Source organism: Mesorhizobium sp. 113-1-2 (assembly GCF_016756475.1).
GTDB classification, from domain to species: domain Bacteria; phylum Pseudomonadota; class Alphaproteobacteria; order Rhizobiales; family Rhizobiaceae; genus Mesorhizobium; species Mesorhizobium loti_C.
The window spans coordinates 5,276,223-5,297,673 of the sequence record NZ_AP023242.1 but is presented as its reverse complement, the minus strand read 5'-3'; the positions used below and the strand labels follow the sequence as shown (position 1 = coordinate 5,297,673).

At 62.6% G+C, this 21,451-nt stretch carries 21 protein-coding genes; 11 read left to right on the top strand and 10 right to left on the bottom strand.

What is annotated here, in order from left to right; translation table 11 throughout:
• Positions 1 to 314 precede the first annotated feature (314 nt).
• The 3 genes from parC to JN279_RS25880 all read left to right on the top strand — a co-directional run bounded on the left by parC (position 315) and on the right by JN279_RS25880 (position 5,192).
• Positions 315 to 2,567, top strand: coding sequence for a DNA topoisomerase IV subunit A (gene parC, locus JN279_RS25890; protein WP_096456935.1), 2,253 nt, complete (start codon positions 315 to 317; stop codon positions 2,565 to 2,567).
• Positions 2,568 to 2,654: 87 nt separating this feature from the next.
• Positions 2,655 to 3,614 (top strand): IS5 family transposase, encoded by a 960-nt coding sequence (locus tag JN279_RS25885; protein WP_096447906.1) that lies wholly within the window; start codon positions 2,655 to 2,657, stop codon positions 3,612 to 3,614.
• A gap of 363 nt (positions 3,615 to 3,977) precedes the next feature.
• Entirely contained in the window at positions 3,978 to 5,192 is a 1,215-nt protein-coding gene (locus JN279_RS25880) for an AI-2E family transporter (RefSeq protein WP_096456937.1), read from the top strand.
• A gap of 15 nt (positions 5,193 to 5,207) precedes the next feature.
• Here the strand turns inward: JN279_RS25880 and JN279_RS25875 are convergent, their stop codons facing one another.
• The 3 genes from JN279_RS25875 to JN279_RS25865 form a co-directional block, all read right to left on the bottom strand.
• Positions 5,208 to 6,104, bottom strand: coding sequence for a DMT family transporter (locus JN279_RS25875; protein ID WP_202350610.1), 897 nt, complete (start codon positions 6,102 to 6,104; stop codon positions 5,208 to 5,210).
• Between the two features lie 129 nt (positions 6,105 to 6,233).
• Positions 6,234 to 6,998, bottom strand: a complete 765-nt coding sequence (locus tag JN279_RS25870) for an arginyltransferase (protein ID WP_095201618.1) — start codon at positions 6,996 to 6,998, stop codon at positions 6,234 to 6,236.
• 139 nt (positions 6,999 to 7,137) lie between these two features.
• Positions 7,138 to 7,608, bottom strand: a complete 471-nt coding sequence (locus JN279_RS25865) for an RDD family protein (RefSeq protein ID WP_202350609.1) — start codon at positions 7,606 to 7,608, stop codon at positions 7,138 to 7,140.
• Positions 7,609 to 7,824: 216 nt separating this feature from the next.
• On the opposite strand from JN279_RS25865, the gene sthA reads away from it, so the two are divergent.
• Complete coding sequence (gene sthA, locus JN279_RS25860; protein ID WP_202350608.1) at positions 7,825 to 9,213, top strand: Si-specific NAD(P)(+) transhydrogenase; 1,389 nt, start codon at positions 7,825 to 7,827, stop codon at positions 9,211 to 9,213.
• A gap of 139 nt (positions 9,214 to 9,352) precedes the next feature.
• Here the strand turns inward: sthA and JN279_RS25855 are convergent, their stop codons facing one another.
• Positions 9,353 to 10,021: an alpha/beta hydrolase gene (locus JN279_RS25855; RefSeq protein ID WP_202350607.1), complete on the bottom strand. Its 669-nt coding sequence runs from the start codon at positions 10,019 to 10,021 to the stop codon at positions 9,353 to 9,355.
• A gap of 200 nt (positions 10,022 to 10,221) precedes the next feature.
• Between JN279_RS25855 and JN279_RS25850 the strand changes: the two genes are divergently transcribed.
• Entirely contained in the window at positions 10,222 to 11,442 is a 1,221-nt protein-coding gene (locus tag JN279_RS25850; RefSeq protein WP_202350606.1) for an OpgC family protein, read from the top strand.
• A gap of 13 nt (positions 11,443 to 11,455) precedes the next feature.
• Here the strand turns inward: JN279_RS25850 and JN279_RS25845 are convergent, their stop codons facing one another.
• The gene (locus tag JN279_RS25845) at positions 11,456 to 12,532 is read right to left on the bottom strand and encodes a LacI family DNA-binding transcriptional regulator (protein ID WP_202350605.1); all 1,077 of its coding nucleotides are present in this window, start codon (positions 12,530 to 12,532) and stop codon (positions 11,456 to 11,458) included.
• Positions 12,533 to 12,887: 355 nt separating this feature from the next.
• Here JN279_RS25845 and JN279_RS25840 point away from each other — a divergent pair, with 355 nt between their 5' ends.
• Positions 12,888 to 13,037: a hypothetical protein gene (locus JN279_RS25840; RefSeq protein WP_202350604.1), complete on the top strand. Its 150-nt coding sequence runs from the start codon at positions 12,888 to 12,890 to the stop codon at positions 13,035 to 13,037.
• A gap of 17 nt (positions 13,038 to 13,054) precedes the next feature.
• Here JN279_RS25840 and JN279_RS25835 read toward each other — a convergent pair whose 3' ends face one another.
• Together JN279_RS25835 and JN279_RS25830 are read right to left on the bottom strand one after the other, a co-directional pair.
• Positions 13,055 to 13,414 (bottom strand): DUF423 domain-containing protein, encoded by a 360-nt coding sequence (locus JN279_RS25835; protein ID WP_202350603.1) that lies wholly within the window; start codon positions 13,412 to 13,414, stop codon positions 13,055 to 13,057.
• A gap of 36 nt (positions 13,415 to 13,450) precedes the next feature.
• A complete protein-coding gene (locus JN279_RS25830) occupies positions 13,451 to 14,704 on the bottom strand; it encodes an MFS transporter (protein WP_202350602.1) in 1,254 nt (417 codons plus the stop codon).
• Positions 14,705 to 14,822: 118 nt separating this feature from the next.
• Here JN279_RS25830 and JN279_RS25825 point away from each other — a divergent pair, with 118 nt between their 5' ends.
• Positions 14,823 to 15,488, top strand: coding sequence for a GntR family transcriptional regulator (locus JN279_RS25825; protein ID WP_202350601.1), 666 nt, complete (start codon positions 14,823 to 14,825; stop codon positions 15,486 to 15,488).
• Positions 15,489 to 15,592: 104 nt separating this feature from the next.
• Positions 15,593 to 15,853: a DUF982 domain-containing protein gene (locus JN279_RS25820; protein WP_027028494.1), complete on the top strand. Its 261-nt coding sequence runs from the start codon at positions 15,593 to 15,595 to the stop codon at positions 15,851 to 15,853.
• 54 nt (positions 15,854 to 15,907) lie between these two features.
• On the opposite strand, the gene JN279_RS25815 is transcribed toward JN279_RS25820, so the two are convergent.
• Positions 15,908 to 16,054 (bottom strand): hypothetical protein, encoded by a 147-nt coding sequence (locus JN279_RS25815; protein WP_081294707.1) that lies wholly within the window; start codon positions 16,052 to 16,054, stop codon positions 15,908 to 15,910.
• 195 nt (positions 16,055 to 16,249) lie between these two features.
• Between JN279_RS25815 and JN279_RS25810 the strand changes: the two genes are divergently transcribed.
• Together JN279_RS25810 and JN279_RS25805 are read left to right on the top strand one after the other, a co-directional pair.
• A complete protein-coding gene (locus tag JN279_RS25810) occupies positions 16,250 to 17,221 on the top strand; it encodes a glycosyl transferase family 90 (RefSeq protein ID WP_202350600.1) in 972 nt (323 codons plus the stop codon).
• A 148-nt stretch (positions 17,222 to 17,369) separates the two neighbouring features.
• A complete protein-coding gene (locus JN279_RS25805) occupies positions 17,370 to 18,341 on the top strand; it encodes a glycosyl transferase family 90 (RefSeq protein WP_202350599.1) in 972 nt (323 codons plus the stop codon).
• A gap of 18 nt (positions 18,342 to 18,359) precedes the next feature.
• Here JN279_RS25805 and JN279_RS25800 read toward each other — a convergent pair whose 3' ends face one another.
• Positions 18,360 to 19,403 (bottom strand): aldo/keto reductase, encoded by a 1,044-nt coding sequence (locus JN279_RS25800; RefSeq protein ID WP_202350598.1) that lies wholly within the window; start codon positions 19,401 to 19,403, stop codon positions 18,360 to 18,362.
• A gap of 281 nt (positions 19,404 to 19,684) precedes the next feature.
• On the opposite strand from JN279_RS25800, the gene ppk2 reads away from it, so the two are divergent.
• Positions 19,685 to 20,605, top strand: a complete 921-nt coding sequence (gene ppk2, locus JN279_RS25795; RefSeq protein ID WP_044550210.1) for a polyphosphate kinase 2 — start codon at positions 19,685 to 19,687, stop codon at positions 20,603 to 20,605.
• Positions 20,606 to 20,649: 44 nt separating this feature from the next.
• Here ppk2 and JN279_RS25790 read toward each other — a convergent pair whose 3' ends face one another.
• Positions 20,650 to 21,297 carry a dihydrofolate reductase family protein gene (locus JN279_RS25790; protein WP_202350597.1) on the bottom strand — a complete coding sequence of 216 codons (648 nt, stop codon included), beginning with the start codon at positions 21,295 to 21,297 and terminating at the stop codon, positions 20,650 to 20,652.
• Between the last annotated feature and the right edge of the window lie 154 nt (positions 21,298 to 21,451).

The window sequence follows — 21,451 nt, the reverse complement described above, 5'->3', positions numbered from 1 at the left end:
AAATTGTTTTTCAATTCTTCGCGCCATCACCATTCCGTGACGAACTGGACGGGAAAAAGGCGTGTCCCGGCACAATGGTCAAAAATCGCGGTGAAAGGCAAACCCCATCCGAATGCTATTGGAGAATGCAGTGAATTTGGCATGAAGGTCGGGCCGTAGAGCGTTACCGTGCTTCGCAATAGATGTGGCATGTAACAGACTGATGTTGGCCGGCAAGCTCGACTTTGCTGTTTCCTGTTGCAGAACAGCGCACAAGTCGTCCGGTCCTGTGCGCGCCTCTTGCCGCGAATCACCCGCTCGGCTAGTCCCAGCCCATGGGAAAAAGGCTTTTGCCGCCTCAAGATGGCGGTGGCGATCACATTGAACCGGTCGATCTTAAGAAGGCGCTGGAAGAGCGCTATCTTGCCTATGCGCTGTCGACCATCATGCACCGGGCGCTGCCCGACGTTCGCGATGGGCTGAAGCCGGTCCACCGCCGCATCATGCACGCCATGCGCCTGCTGCGCCTCAACCCTGATCAGGGTTTCGCCAAATGTGCCCGTATCGTCGGTGAGGTGATGGGCAAGTTCCATCCGCATGGCGACCAGTCGATCTATGATGCGCTGGTGCGGTTGGCGCAGGATTTTTCGATGCGCTACCCGCTGGTCGACGGGCAGGGCAATTTCGGCAACATCGACGGCGATAACGCCGCCGCCATGCGCTACACCGAAGCACGCATGACCGACGTGGCGACTGAACTGCTCGCCGGCATCACCGAGGACGCCGTCGACTATCGGCCGACCTACAATGAAGAGGACGAGGAGCCGGTGGTGCTCCCCGGCGCCTTCCCGAACCTCCTGGCCAACGGCTCGTCCGGCATTGCGGTCGGCATGGCGACATCGATCCCGCCGCACAATGCGGCTGAACTCTGCGACGCGGCATTACACCTGATCGAGCATCGGGACGCCCCGGTGGCCAAGCTGATGGAGTTCGTCCAGGGCCCGGATTTCCCGACCGGCGGCATCATCGTCGACAGCCGCGCCTCCATCCTCGAAGCCTACGAGACCGGGCGCGGGGGTTTCCGCGTGCGGTCGAAGTGGAGCCAGGAGGACCAGGGCAGGGGCACCTGGAGCATTGTCGTCACCGAAATCCCCTATAGCGTGCAGAAGGCGCGGCTGATCGAGAAGATCGCCGAGCTGTTGATGGCGCGCAAGCTGCCGCTGCTCGAGGACATCAGGGACGAAAGCGCTGAAGACATCCGTGTCGTGCTGGTACCGAAGAGCCGTTCCGTCGATCCGGGTATCCTGATGGAATCGCTGTTCAAGCTCACCGAGCTTGAAAGCCGCTTTCCCCTCAACATGAACGTGCTGTCGCGCGGCAAGGTGCCTAACGTGCTGTCGCTGAAGGGCGTGCTGCAGGAATGGCTCGATCATCGCCGCGACGTTCTGATCCGCCGCTCGAAACATCGCCTGGGCGAGATCGAGAGACGGCTGGAGATCCTTGCCGGCTACCTGATCGCCTATCTCAACATCGACGAGGTGATCAAGATCATCCGTGAGGAGGACGAGCCCAAGCAGGTGATGATGGCCCGCTGGGATCTCACTGACACCCAGGCCGAAGCCATCCTCAACATGCGCCTGCGCGCCTTGCGCAAGCTGGAAGAATTCGAGATCCGCAAGGAATTCGACGGCCTCACCACCGAGAAGAAGCAGATCGAAGCGCTGCTGGCGTCCGATGCCAAGCAATGGTCGACGATCAAGTGGGAAGTCACCAGCATTCGCGACAAGTTCGGCCCGGAAACCGAGCTCGGCAAGCGCCGCACCCAGTTCGCCGATGCGCCCGAGCACGATCTGACCGACATCGCCCACGCCATGATCGAGCGCGAGCCGGTCACCGTTGTCGTTTCAGAAAAAGGCTGGCTGCGAGCGATGAAAGGCCATCTGGCCGATCTCTCGACGCTGACCTTCAAGGAAGGCGACAGCCTCAAGCTCGCCTTCCACGCGCAGACCACCGACAAGGTGCTGGTCTTCACCACCGGCGGCAAGTTCTACACGATCGGTGCCGACCGGCTGCCCGGCGGGCGCGGTCATGGCGAGCCGATCCGCATCATCGTCGACATGGACAACGACCAGGACATCGTCACCGCCTTCGTTCATGATCCGAAACGCAAGCTGCTGCTGGCGTCCTATGACGCCAACGGCTTCATCGTGCCGGAGGAGGAAGTGGTCGCCAACACCCGCAAGGGCAAGCAGGTGATGAACGTCAAGGCGCCGGACGAAGCCAAGCGCTGCGTACCGGTGACCGGCGATCACCTCGCCATCGTCGGCGAGAACCGCAAGATGCTGGTGTTCGCGCTTTCGGAAATTCCCGAGATGGGCCGCGGCAAGGGCGTGCGGCTGCAGAAATACAAGGATGGCGGCCTGCTCGATCTCAAGCCGTTCACCTTGGAGACAGGCCTGTCTTGGCAGGATTCGGCCGACCGCACGTTCACCCGGTCGCGCGAGGAACTGGCCGAATGGATCGGTGCCCGCGCCTCGGCGGGGCGCATGGTGCCGAAGGGTTTCCCGAGGACGGGGAAGTTTGGGTAGCGGCCGTCCTTTCCTTCTCCCCTTGTGGGCCTGTTGCGTAATTGGCTGGTTGTGATTCTCTGAGACATAAGCTCGGAGGACGAACCGATGGCGGTGAAGCGGACAGGTCAGTTGAGTCTGGTGGAGGGATTTCTGGGCGACAAGCTGTCGGGTGGCTCCTCGCCGCTCGACCGGTTGTCTGGCCTTGTGAAGTGGTACCGCTTCGAGAAGCTGCTTAACCCTCTGCGCGATGGCGGACCGGGTCGGGCGGCTTGGCCGCCGCTGGTGCTGTTCAAGGCACTGCTGCTGCAATCGCTTTATGGGCTGTCGGATCGCGAACTTGAGGAGGCGCTCGGCGACCGGCTGTCGTTCCGGCGTTTTGCCGGGCTTGGGCTGGGAGAGAGCATTCCCGACCACACGGTGCTCTCGCGCTTTCGCAATCTGCTTGTCGGTGAAGGGCTGCTGGAGAAGCTGTTTGGCGAACTCGACCGGCAGCTGGAGAAGGCCGGCGTGATCCTGAAGCGCGGCACGATGCTGGATGCAACGCTGATCGATGCAGTCTCAGCGCCGCCGACAGCTGAGCGGCCTTCGAAAGATGCGGACGCCCGTGTCACCACGCGGCAGGGCAAGGGCGGTTTCACTTTTGGCTACAAGGCCCATGTCGGCGTGGATGAGGGCTCTGGCATCATCCGCACGGTGATCACCACACCGGCCAACGTCAACGACACGGTGATGGCCGATGACTTGATCCGCAGCGACGAGAAGACGGTGTGGGCCGATGCCGCCTACGACACGCACGCCCGGCGTGCCCGGCTCAAGGCCGAGGGCAAGAAGGTGCGCATCGCGCGCCGCCCCAACAAGCATCATCCGGAGCTGCCGTTGCGGCTCAAACGCTACAATCGCCTCATCGCCAGGCGTCGGGCGGCGGTGGAGACCACCTTCGCCACGCTCAAGAACCGCATGAAGCTGACCGCGATCCGCTACGTCGGACTGGCCAAGGCGTCCGCCCAAGTGACGATGGCGGCGATCGCCTTCAACATGCGCCGATGGGCCGCCATCACGGGATAGGTGCGCCTGCAGTCCGGCCGTACGGGCCGAACCGCCACCTCAACCCCTCAAAACCAGACTCCAATCCACAAGCGCAAGCAACAACCCGCTGCATTCCACTCCCGTCCGCGCACTCCCGAAACTGCGCAACAGGCCCCTTGTGGGAGAAGGTGGCCGAGCGAAGCTCGGTCGGATGAGGGGTGCTCCAGGGAACACCAACGTCTCACTCCGCTGGAACACCCCTCAACCGTCTCGGCGCTGCGCGCCGATCCACCTTCTCCCACAAGGGGAGAAGGACGCTGCACATCATCATTTGGAGTATCGTCACGATTGCTGCACTATATCAGTGCATAACGGGGAAGGGTGTTTGAGAGAGACGGGCGTTTGAAGGAATCCAGGATCCAGAAACCGGAACGGCAGCAGCGCCTGTTCGGCCTGTCGACGCCGCTGCGGTCGGCTGTCATTCCGCCGCTGTCGGCGGCGCGCTGGCTGCTGGTGCTGATCGTCGCCGCCGGCGTCTATTTTTTCCACGGCTTCCTGTTCCCGGTGCTGGCCGCACTGGTCATCGCTTTCGCCAGCTGGCCGCTTTACCAGCGGCTGCTGGCTGGTGTCGGCGGCAACCGCACCATCGCCGCCACTCTGGCTATCCTGTTCATCCTTGCGTTCCTGGTGATACCGATCGCGCTTGCCGGCACCTATGCCATCAACGAGGTGCGCGAGTGGGTTGGCTGGGCGATCGAGACCAATCGGCACGGGGCCGTGACGCCGCACTGGATCGCGACCATGCCTGTCATTGGCGACTGGCTGAACGAACAATGGACGACCAATTTTGGTCATCCCGGCGGCATTGGTGAGCTGATCCAACTGGTCAGCGGCGCCAATATCGGCAGCATCTATCGCGGCGCGCTCGCCGCCGGCGGCAGTGCCTTTGGGCTGCTGCTGACGTTGCTGTTCATGATGATCGCCCTGTTCTTCGCCTATCGTGACGGCGAGCATTTCGCCGGCCAGGTCGACCGCCTCGGCGAGCGCATCCTGCCAACGCGATGGGAGCGGATTTCGCGTGTCGTGCCGGCGACGATTTCCTCGACGGTGACCGGCATGACCGTCATTGCCATCGGCGAGGGGTTGGTGCTGGGCATTGCCTACTGGCTGGCAGGCGTGCCGTCGCCGGTGACGCTTGGCGCCCTGACCGGCGTCATGGCGCTCATCCCCGGCGGGGCGCCTTTGTCCTTCACCCTTGTCTCGATCTACCTCGCCGCCAGCGGCTCGCCCATGGCCGGTCTGGCGCTGTTCCTGTGGGGCGCGGTAGAACTGTTCATCGTCGACAAGACACTGCGCCCGAAGCTCGTCGGCGGGCCGATAAAACTGCCCTTCCTGCCGACTTTTTTCGGCCTGATCGGCGGCGTCAAGACGATGGGTTTTCTCGGCCTGTTCATCGGCCCGGTGCTGATGGCGCTGCTGGTCGCCATCTGGCGCGAGTGGCTGCGCGAGGTGGAACTGGTCGACGAGATCGCAGCCGACTCGGCAGCCGAGATCGAAGCCGGTCCGCAGATCGAGATCCTGCCGGAACCTGGCGTGGCGAAGAAGGCCAGCGCCTGATCCCGAAAGCTTGTTCTAGACTGGATGATGCACCGCGAGATCGGGTCGGCGCCTGCGGCCATCATGCAACTGCCAGAGCGAATGGGCGACCAGCGTGACGATCAGGATCGCGCCGCCGATCAGGCTGTTGCGGGTCGGTGTCTCGGCAAAGATCATCCACACCCAGACCGGCGCCAGCACGGTTTCGAGCAGGTAGAACATCGCCACCTCCGGCCCCGAAATGTATTTCGGCCCGGCGGCAAGGCAGAAGAACGAGATCGGCATGATGACGGCGCCGTTGAAGATGATCCACCAGGGCGCGTTCACGTGAAAGCCTTCGCCTGACACCATGAGGGCGGCGAGCGCCATCGGCAGAAGGACGCCGACCAGCGAGGTGAAGCCCATGTCCTTGCCGCTGGCGCGCGAAATGGTGATGGCGACCGCGATGAAGAAGGCCGAGCACAGCGCCATGAAATCGCCGAACAGCTTGCCGGTGCCGACCGACCCGCCGACGATGACCAGCACGCCGAGGATCATGATCGACATGGCGATGATCGTCACCAACTGCGGCCTCTCCTTCAGGAATAGCCAGGACAGCAAGCCCGCGAACACGGTGTTGAAGGCCAGGATGAAGACCAGATCGGCGGTCGAGGTGTGATAGACGGCGGTAACGAAGGTGATCCCGGTCAGCCCATAGCAGATCGCCACGATCAGGCCGGACCAGCCGGGGATGAGCGGCGGGGCGTTGCGGCTGAGCGCCCGCCAGACCGACCAGATGACCATGGCGGCGACGAATGTGGTGCCGGTGCGCAGCAGCATGATGGTCCATGCGCCACCATCGGCGAGGCGGATCAATGGTATGTCGACGGTCAGCGTCAGCCCGCCGATGGCGGTTATCAGAAGGCCCTTCTGGTGATCATGGTGGGAGGACATGCAGGAACTTTCGCAATGAAATGCAGGCCGACGGCTGACCCGTGCAATGGCGCACTCTCTGCAGCCAACCGGCTGAAAGACCAGCATCCCCTGCCTTGAAACAGTTTTAAGCGCGGATCGTGGAAAAACTCAGCGTGAAACCGCTTCGTTGGTGTAGCGCTCCCAGCCCTTGGGGCCGAGATGCTCCTGCGGCATGAAGCGCATCTTATAATTCATCTTGCGCGAGCCGTTGACCCAGTAGCCGAGGTAGACATGGGGCAGGCCCATCGCCCTGGCGCGGGCGATGTGGTCGAGGATCATGAACGTACCGAGCGAACGCTCCTCGAATTCGGGATTGAAATAGGAATAGACCATCGACAGGCCGTCGGCCATCTTGTCGGTGAGCGCCACCGCGATGAGTTCGCCCTGGCCCTTGCCGGTGATGAACGTGTCGGGTCCGCGCCGCCTGTATTCGATCACCTTGGTGTCGACATGGGTGTCCTCGACCATCATGGCATAGTCGAGCACCGTCATGTCGGACATGCCGCCGCGGCGGTGTCGGGCATCGAGATAGCTGCGGAACAGCGAATATTGTTCGGTCGAGGGCTCGGCATTGTGCATGGCGCCGACGAGATCGGAATTGTGCTGCAGCACGCGCTTCATATTGCGGCTGGGGACGAATTCCTGGGCGAGGATGCGCACCGAAACACAGGCGCGGCAGGTCTCGCAGGCTGGCCTGTAGGCGATGTTCTGCGAACGCCGGAAGCCGCCTTGCGTCAACAGGTCGTTCATCTCCGACGCCTTGTCGCCGACCAGATGCGTGAACACCTTGCGCTCGAACTGGCCGTCGAGATAGGGGCACGGCGACGGCGCGGTCAGGAAGAACTGCGGCGACTGGGTCGGATGCTGCGTCATCTAAGTCTTGGAAACACTCCTTCGAGTCGCTCTACCTTTGGCGCGGAAAGCGAAAAATTCAACAGGATTGTGAAGGTGCGCGCAATCGGATGCCTTCACATTTGCGCCGACGAGGCAGGAGCGCTCCCGAAAACCGCCTTTAACGGCCGCTGCGGCTGACCACCGTGCCGAGCAGAAGGTCATGCAGCGTGCGCTTGCGGTCGGAGAACAAGGTCACCAGTAGGACCAGCGGCGACAGGATGACGTTGCCCGCCCAGAACAGCACCGAATGGACGACCGCGGTCAGGCCGTCGATCGGCCGGCCGTCGAGACGGTCGAGGCGGATACCCATCATCTTCATGCCCGTGGTGGCCTGGTCGGCGCTGCCCAGCGTGTTCCAGATGTAGAGGATGGCGACGACCGGCACCAGGATGCCGAACAGCATCCAGCCAAGACCGAGGGTCAAAAGCCCGAGGAAGAACACCAATATGGCGAAGGGAATGGTGAGCAGGGCGACGATGATGTAGTCGAGCACGAAGGCCAGGATGCGCCTCGTGCGCACGCCTTCATAGGCCCTGACATCGTCAAGCCTTGTGTTGATGATTTCACCGTCGAGAACGCGCGCGTTCATGTCATTTCCTCGTAACAGGGCCCGACTTAGGGTGCGGGCCGCTCGATGATGAAATGGTGAAGGCCTGTGCCGGAATCAAGGTCGGCGCTTTTGGGAGCGCAGGGATCGAGCGACGCAAGACACAATCCGAATCGGTTGAATTTGCCGCGCGGATGGCATTAGCTTGTTGCGGCGCAACAAAAGCACTCTGAAGCAGAGGCGAGGGGACGGGGAAATATGGACTACGACATGCTGGTCATCGGCAGCGGCCCCTCGGGCCGCCGCGCCGCGGTGCAGTCGGCCAAGCTCGGCAAATCGGTGCTGGTGGTCGACCGCGGCCGGCGTCTCGGCGGCGTCTCCGTGCACACCGGCACCATCCCCTCGAAGACGTTGCGCGAGACGGTGCTCAACCTTTCCGGCTGGCGCGAGCGCGGTTTTTATGGACGCGGCTACAGGGTCAAGCAGGATATTTCCGTCGGCGACCTGATCGAGCGCCTGCACAAGACGCTCGATCATGAGGTCGAGGTGCTGCAGCACCAGTTCATGCGCAACACCGTCAAGAGCGCCCGCGCGGCGGTAAAATTTCTCGGCCCCAACAAGGTCAGCCTGACATCGGACAATGGCGACTACAGCGAAGTCGGCTTCGCCAATGCACTGATTGCGGTCGGCACCAGACCACACCGGCCGCGCGACGTGCCTTTCGACAAAACCCGCGTCTTCGACAGCGACGAGATGCTGGAGCTCGACCGCCTGCCGCGCACGCTGACGGTGATCGGCGGCGGCGTCATCGGCGTCGAATATGCGACGATCTTTTCCGCGCTCGACGTGCCGGTGACGCTGGTCGAGCCGCGCAACTCCATCCTCGATTTCGTCGACCGCGAGATCGTCGACGATTTCATCCACCAGATGCGCGATCGCGGCATGACGATAAGACTGGGCAGCGCGGTGAAGGAAATCCGCTCCAAACCCGAAGCCGCCGAGGTGGAACTGGCCGATGGTCGCACCATCCGGTCGGAGGTCGTGCTCTACGCCGCCGGCCGCACCGGCAATGTCGGCAGCTTGGGCCTCGACGTGGTCGGTATCGACGCCGACTCCCGAGGCCGTATCAAGGTCGATCCGCAGACCTTCCAGACCAGTGTGCCCAACATCTATGCCGCCGGCGACGTCATCGGCTTTCCGAGCCTCGCCTCGACCTCGATGGAGCAGGGCAGGGTGGCCGCCTGCCATGCTTTCGGCGTGACGTTGCCGCCGCCGCCGGAAACATTCCCCTACGGCATTTACGCCGTGCCGGAGATTTCAACCGTCGGCCAGTCCGAGGAACAGGTGCGTGAGGGTGGGGCCGCCTATGAGGTTGGCGTGGCGCGCTTTCGCGAGACCTCGCGCGGCCACATCATGGGCGTCAATACCGGCTTCCTGAAGCTGCTGTTCTCGATCGAGACACGCCGTCTGCTCGGCGCGCATATTGTCGGCGAGGGCGCCACCGAGCTCATTCACATCGGCCAGGCGGTCATCAATCTCGGCGGCACCGTCGACTTCTTCGTCAACAACACCTTCAACTATCCGACGCTGGCGGAAGCCTACAAGATCGCCGGGCTCGATGCCTGGAACCGGATGGGGCGGGGGTAGGGCAAAACGGGGTTTATTCAGCGGTTGCCGGCTCGATGATGCTCCGCACCTGCGAAATCCGGTCGGCTGGAAACCCCGACATTTCAGGATGCCGGCGGGCCAGGCCCTCGCACTGAGCCCAGTCTCTATCGGAGCGCTGTCAGCCCGTCCGCACCGCCGCTGCCGATTCCGTCAGCCATTGCCTGACGATGGTGACGTCTGGGTCACCGATCTCGTGGCCAGAGGCAACGATGCGCGCGTCAACCTCGGCGCCGTGCTGGTTGAGCAGCGTCACCAGCGCTGGCGCGAAGGGCCCGTAAGTCTCGTCGGCGGCGCCGGCGATGATCAGCGTCCGTGTTCCCGCGAGGTCGATCGCCGGTAGCTGGTCGAGCACGGGCATTGGCCTGAGCAGCGCCGCCCCGCGGACGATGCCGGGATGGAGCAGCATTAGGCTGGAAACCAGATTGGCGCCGTTCGAATAGCCGAGAAATGTAGCACGGGTAAGATCGAGCTTGTGGCGCCTGGCGACTTCGCTTGCGAATGCCGCGAAGGCAGCGGTTTCGACGAGGATGCTCTTTTGCTCGAAGCGTGTCGGTGTGATGCGCTCGAACCAGCGGAAACCGTCTTCTTGAGGGATACGGCCACGCACCGCGACCAGCGTGGCGCCGGGTGCGATCCGTCTTGCCAGCGGCACCAAAGTGGTCTCGTCGACACCCGATCCATGCAGCAGAAACAGGCATTCACGGCTGTCTTTGCCGGTGTCGTAAACGCGATAAGGAAAGGCCAGATCCTTGAGCAGCGGGCCGTTTTCGACGCTGTCGCCAGTCATCCCGCATCCTCTTGATTATATGAGGTTCCGCTGAATTTGCCGGCTTCAAAACGCAATATTTTCGTGCTCCGCGAAAGTTGATTGAACCAGGCGCATTCCAGCCCGTTTCTGCGCCGATACACTCCACGTGGAGGAATCGGAGCGGTGCGCCGGGGGTCGCATTGCTGGACATGAACAACCAGCTTTGAGGCCTTTTGTCGATGACTACCCCTGTTTTGTCGGATCGCAATTTGCGTATCCCGGATCGCAATTTGCGTATCCCCGAACGCGATACGCGTATCGATGTACTGCGCGCGCTCGCACTGCTCACCATTTTCGTCGACCATGTGCCGGGCACCGCGTTCGAGACCCTAACCTACAAGAATTTCGGCTTTTCGGATGCGGCCGAGGCGTTCGTGCTGATTTCCGGCATCTCGGTCGCGCTTGCCTACGGCACCAAGTTCCGGCCGGGTGGCCGGCTTCTGGCCACATTGAAGATGTGGCGGCGGGCGGGCATGCTCTACGTCGCCCATGTCGTCACGACGATGGTGGTGATCGCCTTGTTCTGCGCCGTGGCGGTGTTCACCAGGCGGCCGGAACTGCTCAAGCTGATCAACATCGAGCCGCTGATGAAGAACACGCCGGAAGTGCTGGTGGGCATCGTCACGCTCGGCCATCAGCTTGGCTACAACAACATCCTGCCGGTCTATGCCGCGCTGCTTTTGATGGCCCCGGTCTTCGTACTGTTCATCAGCTATCGGCCCGTCGCTGCCCTGGTCGCGTCCGGTGCGCTGTGGCTCATCGCCGGCATCTGGCAGATCGCCCCGCCCAACTATCCCGAGCCCGGCTTCTGGTTCCTGAACCCGCTGTCCTGGCAGTTCCTGTTCAACATCGGCTTGGCCGCCATGCTGCATGTCAGGCGTGGCGGCGTCATTCCGGTCAACCGCTGGCTGGTCGGCGCGGCCGCGGCCTATGTGGCGACGGCGCTGGTCTGGGTGCACAGCCCGCTCTGGGGGCAGATTACCTGGTTCAAGCTGCCCGTGGTCATCGGCGGCTTCGACAAGACCTTCCTGTCGCTGCCGCGTCTGTTGCACATCCTGGCGGTCAGCTACCTCGTCGTCGCCTTGCCGGCGCTGTCGAACCTGTTTCGCACCAGCCCGGACCATCCGCTGGCGATACTCGGCAAGCGCTCGCTGCCGGTCTTCATCGCTGGCACGGTGATCGCCATGGTCGCTCAGGTGATGAAGCTGATCAATCCGGGTGGGCTTGCCTACGACACCTTGCTCCTGTCAGCCGGCATCGCCATGCAGTTCGCGCTCGCCTTCTATCTCGAATGGCTGTCGACGATCGGCGGCGCGGGTAAGGTCCGCGCGACGCAAAAGGAAGTCGCGCCGGTGCGTGCGCCTTTCGGCATCTCCGCCTTGGCGAGGGTCAATCGCTGAGGCGCGTGCGGTTTCAGCCGCGAGGCGAAGCCGACGAGGCGCGCACGATCAATTCGACCGGCAGTTGCCGGCGATTTGTCGTGCCGTCATTTTCCAGAATCGCCTTGACGGCGAGACGGCCCATCTCGGCAATCGGTTGGGCGATGGTGGTCAGTGGTGGCTCGGATGCTGCGGCTTCCGGAACGCCATCGAACCCGACGATGGAGACGTCATTGGGGACGTTCAGCTTGCGCGCGCTCAGCCATTCGAGCGCCGCCAGCGCCATTCTGTCCGACATCGCCAGGATCGCCGTCGGGGGGTGGGCAGAGCCGAAGATGATCTCGAGTCCCGACTTTGTGCTGGCCGCATCGTTGGCGGTTGCGTAGACGGGCACACTGGATGTGTCGATGCCGACCCGCGAAAGCTCTTTGAAATAGCCGGTGAGGCGGTCGCGCGTTCCCGCATAAACCGCGGTCTGAACCTGCTCGGGTGAAACCAGGCCTGTCCTGCCGTCGACAAAGGGCAACGCCAGCACGGCAAAGCGGCGGTGTCCAAGATCGGTGAGATGGCGCGCCGCCATGGCGGCACCGGCGACGTTGTCGATGCCGATCGCGGCGACGGCGCCATCCTCGGAGTCCAGGTCGAGCGCCACGAAGGGCAATTTGCGCTCCCGTGCAAGTTCCACCAGGCGCGAACCGCCTTCGATGCAGAAGACGATAAAGCCGTCGACCAGGGCGCTCTGGATGTTCCAGGCGAGCTGTTCGTTGTTGGCGGCCGAAACCAGGGAGATGCCGGCTCCCGTCGCGTCGCAGGCCTGCGAGATGCTCGCCATCATGACGCGGGCGAAGGGATCGTCGAAGAAGTAGGAGAGGGGCTCGGCCGTGGCGACGCCGATGGCGTTGACCTTGCCCGCCCGCAACAGCCGACCCTTGGGATCCGGCCCGCCATAGCCCATTGCCTCTGCCGCCGCCTTGACCCGTTCACGGACTTCCTCGCGCACGATCTCGGGGCGGCTGAAGACATTGGATGCGGTGCCGTGCGAAACCCCTGCCGCCTTGGCTATGTCGGCCAGCCGGACGGGTCTTCGATTGCCTGCGGTGAGTGACGCCATTGTGCGTGCCTCCTGACATGCATTTAGCACGTTCCAGATTTGCATCTAGCACTTTCGTTGGATCGATTCAAATTTTGCTTGACCGGAGATGCTTGGAGGTCTAGGTTTGAATCGATCCAAAGTGGTGGATTTGTTCTACGAAACGACCTAGGGGAGGCACGCCATGCATCCCGGCAATTATCTGTTCGAAGACATCTGTCGCAACGACTGGAGCATCGGGTCGGGTACCAACAGGTCCAGACGCCGGGGCAGGACCGACCCATGGATTCGCGACCTTCGCTTCCTGGTGGAGCGCAAACGAAACTGATCGACGCGTTTTTTGCTCGCCGATTGGATCGATTCAATGGAGAAAACCATGCATCCCATCAAGCATTTGTTCGAGGACATCTATCGCAACTACTGGGGCATCGCGCCGGCCGCCGAGCGGCCGGTGGTGCGGCGCCTGACGAAGCCGGCCGCGCGCAATCGCGATCTCTGGGTCCGCACCGAACGTCCGAGGGACTGATCCCAGCGGATTTGGCCTTAAGGGCGCGGACGGGCCAGGGCAGAAATAGCTATCCCCAGCCAGCCGGCGATGAGCAGGGTTCCTCCGATCGGCGCCGACATCGGAAACAGTCTCGATCCCAGGAAATCGCGGGCGAGAAGGTCGCCCGCGAAAAGCAGAAGCCCGGCAAGCAGGATGACGCTCGCGATTCGCAGAAAGCGATTCGCGCCGATGAGGCCGATGGCCAGGAAAACCGGCGCGTGCATCAGGAGGAACGACGCCGCTGTGCCGGTGAAGGCACCGCCGCGATGCGCGGCCGCCGCCGACAGCGCCACGCCCGCGGCGCCGACGAGACCGCCGGCAAACGCGAGGACACGGCTGGGTTCGGCGGAATTCATGTCGGCTGGTTCCCTCTTGCAACGATCTGGAGCCCCTTAAGGCTCACTCGCTTCCAGCGCCATATGGCGTATGCGCCGCGATTGGACAATCCAGTTGTAGACGGCCCCGCCGGCCATCAGCACCGATGTGGCAAGAAATACCGAGCGCATGCCGAAATGACCGCCGACGAAGCCGCCGGTCAACGGTCCCGCAACCTGCCCGACATATTGCGCCGAGATCGCCAGGCCAAGCACGTTGCCGCCGACGCCATCCGGGATATTGTGGCGGATGACGCTGGTGATGCAGGGCAGCAGGCCGCCGAGCGCCAGGCCCATCAGGAAGCGCAACCCGATCAACTGCCAGCCATTGGTGACGAAGGCTTGCGGAATGAGGAGCAGGGCAGAGACGGCCAACGCCCCGACGACGACGTTCCAGTGGCCGACGCGGTCAGCAAGCTTGCCGAGCCAGGATGCCGACAGGATGGTGCCCAGCGCTGCCGCCGACATCACCACGCCGGCGACCATCGTCACCCGGCTCTGATCCTCGATGAGCTGCTGCACATAGACGGTGATGATCGGCTCGATCGACATGGTGGCGAAGGCGAGCAGCGTGCCGGTTATCAGCATGGCCACGACCGGTCGCTTGTCGGGGATCTGCGACCAGCCGCTTTTCGGCTTCGCCGCCGACGCGGCTTTGGCCGGCTTCGGGCGGGGGGTCTCCTTGATCAGGAAGGTCGTTGCCAGGAAAGCCAGGAAGATGACGCCGCCGGACAACAGGAAGGTGGCGCGAATGCCGATCACCGGCGGCAGCGCGCCGCCGAGCAAGGGGCCGACCAGCGAACCGGCCGTGATCCCCGCCGACAGGACGCCCAGCGCCCAGCCGGAGCGCTCCTTCGGCGTCTGCATGGCCACCAGTATGGTCGACCCCGAGGAATAGCCCCCGGCAAAGCCGATCAGCAGGCGCAGCAGCACCAGTTGCCAGACCGTCTCGACCATGCCCGTCAGCGACATGCAGATCGCCATGCCGAAGCTGGCGCGCACCAGCATCACCTTGCGGCCGTAGCGGTCACCCAATCGCCCCCATAACGGCGCGACCAAGGCCGCGGCGAAGAAGGTGGCGCCATAGGCGATGCCGGACCACTGCACGATCGCCGCATGGCCCTGCGCGCCGAGCTGTTCGACATAAAGCGGCAGGAAAGGCAGCAGCAGGGTCATGGCGATGAGCGTGCTGAACGAGCCGGCGAAACAGACGGCGAGATTGCGCCGCCAGTGGATGTTGTAACCGCTCTGTTGCGTGTCTTCCTGTACCATGTCCTGCCTGCTCGATATCAGCGCTTGTTGCGGATACCATCTTGGGATACCAAACTGGTATCCGTCATGAACTCCAACCCGGCTGCTGTCAATGCGGCTTCGGAACCAAGGAAGCGCGATGTCGCAGATGCAGAATGTCGAACGACAGTTGCGCGAGATGATCCTTGGGCTCGAGATCGGTCCAGGCGAGAAACTGACCGAGCGCTGGATCGAAGGCCGCTTCGGCGCCTCGCGCACACCGGTCAGGGCGGCCCTGCTGCGGCTGGAGACCGAAGGGCTTGTGGGCAGGGACGGCCGCGGCTGGACGGTGTCGCCCATCAATCTCGCCGAGCTCGAGCAGATCGCGGTCTATCGCGAAGCGGTCGAGGTCGCGGCCGTGCGGCTGACATGCACGCACGCCGACGGGAGCGCCATCGACGTTATCGAGGCGATGCTCGATTCCTGCGACGAAAACACTGCGCGAGAGGAATGGCATCGTGTCGGCATGGATTTTCACATCGAACTGGCGCGTATGTCGGGCAATGAATTCCTGTTCAAGGCCGTGCGCGATGCCATGACGCGCCTGTCGCGCGCTCGCTGGCTGGAGGTGCGCGACGAAGCAGCCCTTGGCCGCGCCTGGGCCGAACATCGCGCCATTCTGGCGGCCACGCGCCTTGGCGATGCCGATGAAGCGGCGCGCCGGCTTTCAGCCCACATCGTCGGCAGCCGCGACCGGCTGGTGACGTCGCTCGCCAACGACCGACGCGGTCTTCGCGCCAGGGGCTTTGCCGTCGTGGCCGCTTAACGCAAGTGCCAAGGGCAGCGCACTCGCTGGGCAAAAGAGGCGGCGTCTGACGCGAAGCACACTTTCGGCCTCGCTTCGCGGATGCCGATGGCGTAAGAGCGGCGATGGAAAACAACCGATTTGAAACACCCGTGACCGTCAAGTCCGTCACGGCGGGAAGCACCCAGCTCCTGCGCACGGCCCGTGAGGCTTCCGATTACCTGCTCAACAGCTGGCCCGGCAAGCGCAGCCCCAAGCATCGCGCAGCGCTGCAGGCCTGCCATGACGCGCTGGCCGGCGACAAGCCGGCGATGAACGCCCGACGCGCCTTCATCGCCGCGGCGCGTGAAGTGGACGTTTTTGTCAGCGACAAGGCGCCCGCCTGACGCAGGGCGACGATCTGGATTGAGACGAGGCCCGCATGTGCGGGCCTTTTGCCGTCATTCCGCTGTTTCGTTCTCGATCTCGGTCTCGGGCTTTGAACGTTCGCGCGCGGCAACCTTGGCCGCCAGCTTCTCTGCCTTCTTGGCCGCTTTCTGCCGGTCGCGTTCCTTGCGTTCCTGATCGTAGTTTGGTGCTCGCGCCATATCGGCTCCTTTTGTCCTGCCTTGCGGCTCTGACCCTGCCTAGGAGCATTAGCCGTCAAACACAACAGCTGAAGCGACAGTGCGGGCGCAGCCTTGGAAATCCGAGGGGGCTTGCCAGATCGGCGCCACAATGATGTAGGAAACGCGGGGCGCCGGCGTGTTGAGAGCTGCCTGTTTGTTTTGATCAAGTGAATCATGGCCACAATCGCGCGGACGTCGGCAAGGGTTTTCTACTATGCGCGAAACGCCGCGCGCGATATCGTTCCACAAGCCCTGTTCCGCCGCAGGCTGGCCGTTCGCCTGGAAAAGGCCAGGCTTTGCGATGAGGCGGCGCGCCGACGGTTGAATTACTACAACAAGCTGCAGGATGGTTTCACGCCCAGCGCCAATGCCATGCGCATCAGCAAGCTGCCCTTCACGCCGACCATGTACTATTACGACCTGAAGGAATTCGCCCGCTACTTCGACCCCGGATTGCTCATCGACATCGAATACGGCGACGTCAGGAATGTGCCGAAAGTGCCGACGATCGTGAAGGACCGGCCGATCCGTGATGATGACAAGAACGCGGTCATCATGAAGCTCGACAAGTTTCGTCACTTCCAGATGCCGGCTGACGCCATCTCGTTCGGTGACAAGCTGCCTGCGGTGGTCTGGCGCGGCGATCTTAACAATCCGATCAGGACACGGTTTCTGCAAGCGGTGCGCGACCTGCCGTTCTGCGATGCCGGCTCGCACAAGCCCAACGCGCCGGCAGAATACGCCAAGCCTTTTCTCAGCATCGGACAGCACCAGCGCTACCGCTACATCGTCTCGCTCGAAGGCAATGACGTGGCGACCAACCTCAAATGGATCTTGAACTCGAAGTCGCTTTGCCTGATGCCGCCACCGACCTACGAGACATGGTTCGCGGAGCGGCAGCTCGAGGCCAATGTCCACTATGTCCCGCTCGAACCTGATTTCTCCGATGTTGCCGAACATGTGGCCTATTTCGAACGGAACCCGGCCAGGGCAGAACGCATAATCGCGGCCGCGAATGCCTATTGCCGGACATTCGCCAACGAACAGACCGAACAGGCGATCTCGCTTCTGGTGCTCTACAAATATTTCGTTCTGAGCGGCCAGCTCAAACCGGATGCCGAGGTCTGGCGCTATATAACTGGCTAGTTGCCGGTCCCCTCGTCGAAGCGGGTCGTCATGCGCTGGATGACGACGCGGCCGGTGCAGTACCTGGCACAACGACGCGCGAGCGTGGCGCGGGAACAAACTCAGCCGTCGCGTGTTTTGGTCGCGTTTGTCCTGATCAACGTGAACCATGGCCAGCCTGAAACGAACGACGCAGAAGGTTTTCTATTATGCGCGAAACGTCATGCGGGATGTCGCACCCCAGGCACTCTTCCGACGAAGGTTGGCCGGCCGCCTGGAACAGGCCAGGCTCTCGGACGAGGCCGTGCGCCGGCGGTTGAACGACTACAACAAGCTGCAGGCCGCCTTTGCGCCCAGCCCAGATGCTGTGCGCATCGACAACATGCCGTTCGAACCGAGCATGTACTATTACGACCTGAAGGAGTTTGCCCGCTATTTCGACCCGGCATTGCTCCTCGACCTGGAGTTCGGCGACGTCATCGGGGTGCCGAAAGTGCCGACGATCGTCAAGGATCGGCCCATCCGTGACGACAACAGCAACGCGGTCATCCTGAAGTTCAACAAGTTCCGCCACTTCTACATGCCGGCCGACGCAGTCACCTTCGCCGACAAGCTGCCGGCCGTGGTCTGGCGCGGCGATCTCAACAATCCGATCAGGGTGCGGTTTCTGGACGCGGCCCGTGATCTGCCGTTCTGCGATGTCGGTTCACACAAAAGAAGTGCACCGGCCGAGTACGCCAAGCCCTTTCTCAGCATTAGCCAGCACCTGCGCTACCGCTACATCGTCTCGCTCGAGGGCAATGACGTGGCGACCAACCTCAAATGGATCATGAATTCGAACTCGCTCTGCCTGATGCCGCCGCCAACTTACGAAACGTGGTTCGCGGAGAGCCAGCTCGAAGCCAATGTCCACTATGCGCCGCTCGATCCGGATTTCGCTGATCTCGGCGAGAAGGTGCGCTATTTCGAACGGCATCCCGCCGCCGCTGAGCGCATCATCGCCGCGGCCAACGCCTATTGCCGGAAATTTTCCAATGAGCGAGACGAGCAGGCGATCTCCCTGCTCGTGCTCTACAAATATTTCGTGCTCAGCGGCCAGATCGAACCCGATCCCGAACTCTGGCGCTTCATCGAGGGCTAACGCTACTCCGCCTAATGATCAGATGACGCTGCGGTCGAGAACCATGTCGGCGGGGCCGAAGCGATCCCTCGCCGTCAGCTGCTGGTGCCAATAGGGGTAAAGCAGAGGCGGGCGGCTGACCGCGTCGAGCCGCTGGCGTTCCTCGGAGCTGAGCTCCAGGCTTGCGGCCGCGAGATTGTCCTTGAGCTGGGCGTCGTTGCGGGCGCCGATCACCAGCGAGGAGACGGCGGGCCGGCCGAGCAGCCAGGCAAGCGCCACCTGTGCTGCCGACACGCCGCGGGCGTTGCCGATCTCGGCCAGCACATCGACGATCCGCCAGAGCCGGTCCTCGTCGCGGATCGGCGGTTCGGACCAGCCGGCGAGCTGCCGTGCGGTCGGGCTGTCGCGGTGGTATTTGCCGGACAGCAAGCCGCCGGCGAGCGGGCTCCAGACCAGCACGCCCAGCCCCTGGTCGACCGAGATCGGCAGCAGTTCATATTCGGCCTCGCGGGCCTCCAGCGTGTAGTGGATCTGTTGGGTGACGAAACGCTGCTGGTGACGGTTGTCGCTGATCGAGAGACCCTTCATCACCTGCCAGCCGGACCAGTTGGAGCAGCCGATATAGCGCACCTTGCCCTGGCTGACCAAAGTGTCGAGCGCGGCGATGGTTTCCTCGACCGGAGTAAGGCCGTCCCACTGGTGGACGAAATAGATGTCGATGACGTCGGTCTTCAGCCGCTTCAGGCTCTTCTCGCATTCGCGGATCAGGTGGTGGCGCGACAGGCCTTCGTCGTTCGGCCCGCCGCCGATCCGCATGCGTGCCTTGGACGCGATCAGCACGTCGTTCTTGCGCTTGCCGCCCAGCGCCTCGCCGATGATCTCCTCCGACAAGCCGTTCGAATAGACATTGGCGGTGTCAATGAGGTTGATACCAGCGTCGATGCACATGTCGATCATGCGCTTGGCTTCGGCAAGATCGCTGTTGCCGACCGCGGCGAACGGGCCTGCGCCCCCGAAGGTCATGGTGCCCAAAGTCAGCGTCGAAACCTTCAGGCCGGAACGGCCAAGGGTACGGTATTCCATGTCAATCCTCGCGATTGTGTTGAATTGGGGCGCCGCCGAAGGGCCGCCCGGAATGCGACCAGGCATTTGTAGGACAATTTGGTCGCCTTGTCGCCATGCCAAGACGACGGATCGATCATACCTCGCGGGATTTGTGGCGACGGCAATCGCGCTTGGGCTGCAATAAAACCGTCACTGCCGGCCTATATTGAATTCGGCTAAGGTGTTTCCATTCCCGGCCGCAGGCCAGCAGTTTGGGGTGCCGGACATCAACCGACAGGCTTGCAAGCGGAGCGACCGATATGACCGAGCTAAGACAGAATTCTCCCGCCAAGGACTGGCTCGAAGCCGAGCTCGCAGACACGCTCGACGAAGATTACGAACTCGAAATGTCGGAGCCGGCGCTGTCGATGGAAATCGCCAAGATCTACAAGAACGCGCATCCGCCTTCGATCGACCGCATGCAATATTTCCGCGACCTGATCACCTTGCAATCCGAGCTGATCAAGCTGCAGTCCTGGGTCGCCTACCACAAGAAGAAGCTGGTGGTGATTTTTGAGGGCCGCGACTCCGCCGGCAAGGGCGGCGTCATCAAGCGCATCACCCAGCGGCTCAATCCGCGCATCTGCCGCGTCGTGGCGCTACCGGCGCCGACCGAGCGCGAGAAGTCGCAATGGTATTTCCAGCGGTATGTCCCGCATTTGCCGGCAGGCGGCGAGATCGTGCTGTTCGACCGCTCCTGGTACAACCGCTCCGGCGTCGAGCGGGTGATGGGCTTTGCCGATGCGGGCCAGGTCGAGGAATTTTTCCGCGACGTGCCGGAATTCGAGCGCATGCTGGTGCGCTCGGGCATCACTGTCGTGAAATACTGGTTCTCGATCACCGACGAGGAACAGCAGATGCGCTTCCTGATGCGCATCCATGACCCAATGAAGCAGTGGAAGCTGTCGCCGATGGATCTTCAGTCGCGCGTGCGCTGGGAGCAGTACACCAAGGCCAAGGAAGAAACCTTCGCCCGCACCAACATTCCCGAGGCACCCTGGTTCATCGTTGAGGGCAACGACAAGAAGCGGGCGCGGCTGAACTGCATCGATCATCTGCTCAAGCAGATGCCGTATGAAGAGGTGCCGCACGAGGAGATCACGCTGCCGGAGCGCGTCTTCAACCCCGAATACGAGCGCCAGACGCTGCCGCGTGAGCTTTACGTGCCGGAGAAGTATTGAGCACTTTTTCTTTCTCCTCGCTTCACGGGGAGAAAGAGCTGTAATTACGTCCGCTTGATCATCACATGCGTGGCAAGCGCCGTCGCCACTTGCTCGGTGCATTGATAACCAAGCTTCAGCATATCCAGGCCGGCGAAAAGGTGCTCGCCCCTGCCAAGCAGCACCGGCGAGATTGCCAGATGCATCTCGTCGATCAGCTTCTCCTGCAGATATTGCCGGATGGTGGCGACGCCGCCGCCAACGCGCACATCCTTGCCATCAGCCGCCGCCTTCGCCTGCTCGAGCGCCGAATGGATGCCGTCGGTGACGAAGTGGAAAGTGGTGCCGCCCTCCATCGTGATCGGCGCCCGCTTGTGGTGCGTCAGCACGAACACCGGCACATGGTAGGGCGGGTTGTCGCCCCACCAGCCTTTCCAGCTGTCGTCAGGCCATTCGCCGCGGATCGGCCCGAACATGTTGCGGCCGAGGATCCAGGCGCCGACATTTTCGAAACTGCGCGCCGCGAACGCCTCGTTGATATCGGTGGTGCCACCATCTTGCCCGAGCACCATCTTGCGGAAGGTGCGGGTGTCGACAAACCACTTGTGCAAGGATCCCCCACCGATGCCGAGCGGGTTTTGCAGATCCTGATCGGGACCGGCACCATAGCCGTCGAGCGACAGGGTGAAAGCGTTGACGCGAAGTTTGGACATGGAGCCTCCTAACCAATCATGTCTGCAGCCGGCTTTCTTGTAGCAAACTGATTGCAGATCACAAGCGGTGTTCCTCACGATGCAGACACGTCCTGACAACGTCGCCAAGTGACGTCCGAACTGTTCCGTATTGATGCGCTGGGGTGGCCACTGG

What these genes read in the sequence shown, in the direction of transcription:
- parC (WP_096456935.1), top strand. Translation starts at nt 315, where the DNA reads ATGGGAAAAAGGCTTTTGCCGCCTCAAGATGGCGGTGGCGATCACATT.
- JN279_RS25885 (WP_096447906.1), top strand. Translation starts at nt 2,655, where the DNA reads ATGGCGGTGAAGCGGACAGGTCAGTTGAGTCTGGTGGAGGGATTTCTG.
- JN279_RS25875 (WP_202350610.1), bottom strand. Translation starts at nt 6,104, where the DNA reads ATGTCCTCCCACCATGATCACCAGAAGGGCCTTCTGATAACCGCCATC.
- JN279_RS25870 (WP_095201618.1), bottom strand. Translation starts at nt 6,998, where the DNA reads ATGACGCAGCATCCGACCCAGTCGCCGCAGTTCTTCCTGACCGCGCCG.
- JN279_RS25865 (WP_202350609.1), bottom strand. Translation starts at nt 7,608, where the DNA reads ATGAACGCGCGCGTTCTCGACGGTGAAATCATCAACACAAGGCTTGAC.
- sthA (WP_202350608.1), top strand. Translation starts at nt 7,825, where the DNA reads ATGGACTACGACATGCTGGTCATCGGCAGCGGCCCCTCGGGCCGCCGC.
- JN279_RS25855 (WP_202350607.1), bottom strand. Translation starts at nt 10,021, where the DNA reads ATGACTGGCGACAGCGTCGAAAACGGCCCGCTGCTCAAGGATCTGGCC.
- JN279_RS25850 (WP_202350606.1), top strand. Translation starts at nt 10,222, where the DNA reads ATGACTACCCCTGTTTTGTCGGATCGCAATTTGCGTATCCCGGATCGC.
- JN279_RS25845 (WP_202350605.1), bottom strand. Translation starts at nt 12,532, where the DNA reads ATGGCGTCACTCACCGCAGGCAATCGAAGACCCGTCCGGCTGGCCGAC.
- JN279_RS25840 (WP_202350604.1), top strand. Translation starts at nt 12,888, where the DNA reads ATGCATCCCATCAAGCATTTGTTCGAGGACATCTATCGCAACTACTGG.
- JN279_RS25835 (WP_202350603.1), bottom strand. Translation starts at nt 13,414, where the DNA reads ATGAATTCCGCCGAACCCAGCCGTGTCCTCGCGTTTGCCGGCGGTCTC.
- JN279_RS25830 (WP_202350602.1), bottom strand. Translation starts at nt 14,704, where the DNA reads ATGGTACAGGAAGACACGCAACAGAGCGGTTACAACATCCACTGGCGG.
- JN279_RS25825 (WP_202350601.1), top strand. Translation starts at nt 14,823, where the DNA reads ATGTCGCAGATGCAGAATGTCGAACGACAGTTGCGCGAGATGATCCTT.
- JN279_RS25820 (WP_027028494.1), top strand. Translation starts at nt 15,593, where the DNA reads ATGGAAAACAACCGATTTGAAACACCCGTGACCGTCAAGTCCGTCACG.
- JN279_RS25815 (WP_081294707.1), bottom strand. Translation starts at nt 16,054, where the DNA reads ATGGCGCGAGCACCAAACTACGATCAGGAACGCAAGGAACGCGACCGG.
- JN279_RS25810 (WP_202350600.1), top strand. Translation starts at nt 16,250, where the DNA reads ATGGCCACAATCGCGCGGACGTCGGCAAGGGTTTTCTACTATGCGCGA.
- JN279_RS25805 (WP_202350599.1), top strand. Translation starts at nt 17,370, where the DNA reads ATGGCCAGCCTGAAACGAACGACGCAGAAGGTTTTCTATTATGCGCGA.
- JN279_RS25800 (WP_202350598.1), bottom strand. Translation starts at nt 19,403, where the DNA reads ATGGAATACCGTACCCTTGGCCGTTCCGGCCTGAAGGTTTCGACGCTG.
- ppk2 (WP_044550210.1), top strand. Translation starts at nt 19,685, where the DNA reads ATGACCGAGCTAAGACAGAATTCTCCCGCCAAGGACTGGCTCGAAGCC.
- JN279_RS25790 (WP_202350597.1), bottom strand. Translation starts at nt 21,297, where the DNA reads ATGTCCAAACTTCGCGTCAACGCTTTCACCCTGTCGCTCGACGGCTAT.